Annotated in this window: 3 protein-coding genes and 1 pseudogene; 1 reads left to right on the top strand and 3 read right to left on the bottom strand. The window is 62.1% G+C overall.

Translation table 11 applies throughout. From position 1 onward, the window contains the following. Window positions 1–100: 100 nt before the first annotated feature. Window positions 101–1720 carry a bifunctional pantoate--beta-alanine ligase/(d)CMP kinase gene (locus NW852_RS12435; protein WP_414366592.1) on the bottom strand — a complete coding sequence of 540 codons (1620 nt, stop codon included), beginning with the start codon at window positions 1718–1720 and terminating at the stop codon, window positions 101–103. Between the two features lie 70 nt (window positions 1721–1790). Continuing rightward, window positions 1791–1904 (bottom strand): cytochrome b6-f complex subunit V, encoded by a 114-nt coding sequence (petG, locus tag NW852_RS12430; protein WP_414332627.1) that lies wholly within the window; start codon window positions 1902–1904, stop codon window positions 1791–1793. A 230-nt stretch (window positions 1905–2134) separates the two neighbouring features. On the opposite strand from petG, the gene NW852_RS12425 reads away from it, so the two are divergent. Next, a complete protein-coding gene (locus tag NW852_RS12425; protein WP_414366591.1) occupies window positions 2135–3541 on the top strand; it encodes a 2-succinylbenzoate--CoA ligase in 1407 nt (468 codons plus the stop codon). Here NW852_RS12425 and NW852_RS12420 read toward each other — a convergent pair. Then, window positions 3538–3756 (bottom strand): annotated as a pseudogene (locus NW852_RS12420) (molecular chaperone DnaJ); the annotation flags it as partial. The gene NW852_RS12425 and the pseudogene NW852_RS12420 sit on opposite strands and share 4 nt — an antisense overlap.

Below are 3756 nucleotides of genomic sequence, written 5' to 3'. Positions count from 1 at the left end.
CAGGAGGCGCTATCCCTCCCCACCCGGGTGGGGAATCCCGCGCCTTACGTTGAATTGGCCCCATCTCGAAAGCTTGAGAAAATCTTCAGGGTTCAGATAATTAATTGTCGAAATGGGCTGCCCCGGATTGCTCCAAAAGCTGGCGGTACAGCCTCACAATTTTGTCTTCCACCTCAGCCTGGCTCAGGTGATCCGTGTCGATCAGAATGGCATCGGGGGCAGGCCGCAAGGGAGAGATAAGCCGTTCGCTGTCGCGGCGATCCCGCTGCTCAATCTGAGCTTTTAACTCTTCAAGGGACACCACTTGTCCTTGGGCTTGCAGTTGGTGTTGCCGGCGCTGGGCCCGCTCCCCCACCGAGGCGGTCAAAAAGACTTTCAGCTCGGCATCAGGAAAAACATGGGTACCGATATCTCGCCCCTCCAGGACAGCCCCCCCATCCCGTCCAATGAGGCGTTGCCGCTTCACCAGCTCCTGCCGTACCCCTGGCACTGCCGCCACCTGAGAAACCCAGCGGGTCACCTCTGGGGAGCGAATGGCCTGGGTAACTTCCTCACCGTCGGCCCAGATGCGGGTTGGTTCGTCGGCCGAGGGGCCACTTTGTAAGGTTAGTTGGGTTTGGGCAGCCAGTTGGGTCAGTTGCTCGGCGTCGTCCAACGGGATCCCCCGCTGCAGCGCCAGCCAGGTGATGGCCCGGTACATCGCCCCCGTATCCAAGTACAGGAGCTGCAGTTGAGCGGCCACTGCTCGCGCTACGCTGGACTTCCCGGCCCCTGCCGGTCCGTCGATGGCAATCAGCGGGCGACGCCCTGTTTTCGGGGAAGGAGGCACTGCACTCTGCTGTTTTTGGGGCAAGGGATCCGCACCTTCCGGGGAAAGGAGCAGGTTGTCAATCAGGCGAGTTTGCCCTACATAGGCGGCGATGGCCAGCAGTCCCTTATCTTTGACCTCCGATAGGGGCTGGAGGGTTTGCGGATCCACCAATTCCAGATACTGCACGCGCACCTCCGGGGTGTGCTCTAGCTCAGCACGGGCGGCGGCCAGGATCCCTTCGGCGGAGGGATCCCCGGCTTGCCAGTGGTCGTAACCTCGGCGCAGGGCGCGGTACAGGCTGGCGGCCACCTGCCGCTCCGCTGCTGAGAGGTAGCGGTTGCGGGAGCTGTAGGCAAGGCCGTCGGCTTCTCGCACGGTGGGGCAAGGGACAATGGTGGTGGGGATCTGCAGATCCTGAACCAGGCGCTGGATGATGGCCAGTTGCTGGGCATCCTTTTGGCCAAAATAGGCCCGCTGCGGCTGCACCAGGTTCAGCAGTTGCAGCACGATGGTGGCCACGCCGCGAAAATGCCCCGGTCGGTGGGGGGCGCAGAGGGTCTGCAGAAGGGATTCGGGGGGCATCACCCAAGTGCGGTCGCCTCCGGCTGCCGGGTCGGCTCCCATCTCTTGCGGGTCGGGGGCAAACACCACATCCACGCCCGCCGCTTCACACAGGGCCCGATCCCCTTCCTCATCGCGGGGGTAGCGATCCCAGTCTTCGTTGGGGCCAAATTGGAGGGGGTTGACGAAGATGCTGACCACCGTGTGGTCACACTCTTGGCGGCAGCGGCGGATCAGACTGAGATGCCCCTCGTGCAGGGATCCCATCGTTGGCACCAAGCCTATGGTAGATCCCCGCCAGCTCGCTACCTGCTCCCGCAAAGCCGCCACCGTGCGCAGCCACTGCATCGCTATGCCACCTCACCTGCTGAGCCGCTCTCTTGCCGACGGTTTGGTGCCAGCTTTTCCTCCCTGGCTTTCACAGACCGATCTTATTGCCGCGCTGATACTGTCTGTAGGCGGCCACAAACAGGCCTGCCAAGGTAACCAGCACCATCCCCAAAACGATCCCCAGCAAAATTGGCTCGATCACAACCTAGGCCTCCTACTTCAAACCTAGATCATGATAAGCCAAGCCCAAACTCTTCCTCACCTTGCCCGGGCCTTTGAGGAGGGGATCCCTGCCAAAAATCAAAACTAACGAAGAGACGGGGGACACCTCCCAATTGCCTCAGTGGATGGTCAAGTCTCCACGGCTATAGCTTGCTTTTTGATTGATCACTTCGTTTAACTTGCAACTGTCCCGCCTGAGCTTGCCGAAAGATGTTTCCCAACCACAACTGCCCTCCCGCTTTGAAGGAGTGCCTGTCTGGGCTGGAAGAGCAACTGCGCCCTCTGGCAGACAAGGCCGTTCCCCTACTGGTGGCAGACTCGGATCCGCTACAAGTGTGGGCTGCCGTTTTGGCCTGCCAACACCTGGGGATCCCCCTCTTCTTAGCCAATCCCCACTGGGGAGAACGGGAGTGGGGACAGGCTTTGGCCGGCCTGGGATCCGCTTGGCACTGGCGGCAAGGGCAGTTGCAGGAGGATCCCGCCTGCTCCAACCCCCAGCTGGAGCATTGGCAACAGCTCCTGCCCAGCACCGATTGGCCGGTAATTGGGATCCCTACCGGCGGCTCCGGCGGTCAGGTGAAATGGGCGGTGCACTCCTGGCGTACCCTCAGCGCCTCCGCCAGAGCCCACCAACAGCACTTCCGGGTGGAGTGTATCCATAGCTACTGTGTGTTGCCCCTGTACCACGTCAGCGGCCTGATGCAGGCTGTTCGTTCCTGGCTGAGCGGCGGCCAGTGGATTGTCTGGGATTGGAAACGACAGCAGCAGGCTGAGGCCTGGGATCCGCCTTTGCCGGGCAGCTTTCTGTCGCTGGTGCCCACCCAGTTGCAGCGGCTGTTGCTCAACGCCCAGCCAGGAGTCTTGGAGAGCCTACACCAATTCCAGGCCATTCTGGTTGGCGGCGGCCCCACCTGGCCCAGTTTGCGGCAACAGGCCCGGCAGTTGCACTTGCCCCTAGCCCTCACCTACGGCATGACCGAAACCGCCTCCCAGGTATGTACGCTGCTGCCAGAAGCTTTCTTGCAGGGCAGCGACAGTCTGGGCCGGCCCCTACCCCACGCCACCGTGGAGATCCGCGGTGAGAGAGGGGATCCCCTGCCCGCCCAGACGGTAGGCCGCATCCACGTGTGGGCTGAGTCGCTGGCACTGGGCTACTACCCTCTCTCCAGCGAGGCAGATTCTCTAGGCCAATGGCAACAGCGGGGCTTCACCCCCGGCGATTGGGGCTATCTGGACTCAGAGGGCTATCTCTACTGGCTGGGCCGCGCCGACGAGCTCATCCTGACCGGAGGGGAAAAGGTGATGGCCGCCGAGGTGGAGGGGGAAATCCGCGCCAGCGGCTGGGTAGAAGATGTCTGTGTGCTGGGCCTGCCCGATGAGGAGTGGGGCCAGCAGGTGGTGGCGGTGGCTGTGCCCAGGGCTGGGATCTCTCTAAGCAGCAACGAGCTGGAGAAGCACCTAAAGCGGCACCTTGCACAACAACTAAGCCCCTTCAAGCACCCCAAGCAATGGCTGTGGTGTAGCGGGATCCCCCGCAACGCCCAGGGCAAGGTCAACCGCCAGCAGCTCCGGCAGTGGGCGGCCCAGCAGTTGAAAGTTGCAGCGCCAGGCAGCTAGCTGGATCCCTCCCGGATGCCCAGACGGGCTAGATCTCGCCGGATTTCAAAGGCCAACTCCCGGTTATTTGGCTCTGTGGCCAAGGCCTTTCTCAGATAGGCTTCTGCCTGCCGGTGGCGCCCCTCTTGGATCAAATGGTTGCCGAAGCGTTGATAGGCCAAAGCCAAGATGTGGATGGCCTCGCCGGAGTTGGGAAAGCGTTTCAGGAGGGCTTC

It is taken from the genome of Synechococcus sp. H60.1 (genome assembly GCF_047462335.1).
GTDB lineage: Bacteria > Cyanobacteriota > Cyanobacteriia > Thermostichales > Thermostichaceae > Thermostichus.
Note: the sequence above shows the minus strand (reverse complement) of the source record. Positions and strands in the feature narration are given on the sequence as shown.

Coding starts and splice junctions, on each gene's coding strand:
- NW852_RS12425 (WP_414366591.1), top strand. CDS start 2,135: ATGTTTCCCAACCACAACTGCCCTCCCGCTTTGAAGGAGTGCCTGTCT.
- NW852_RS12435 (WP_414366592.1), bottom strand. CDS start 1,720: ATGCAGTGGCTGCGCACGGTGGCGGCTTTGCGGGAGCAGGTAGCGAGC.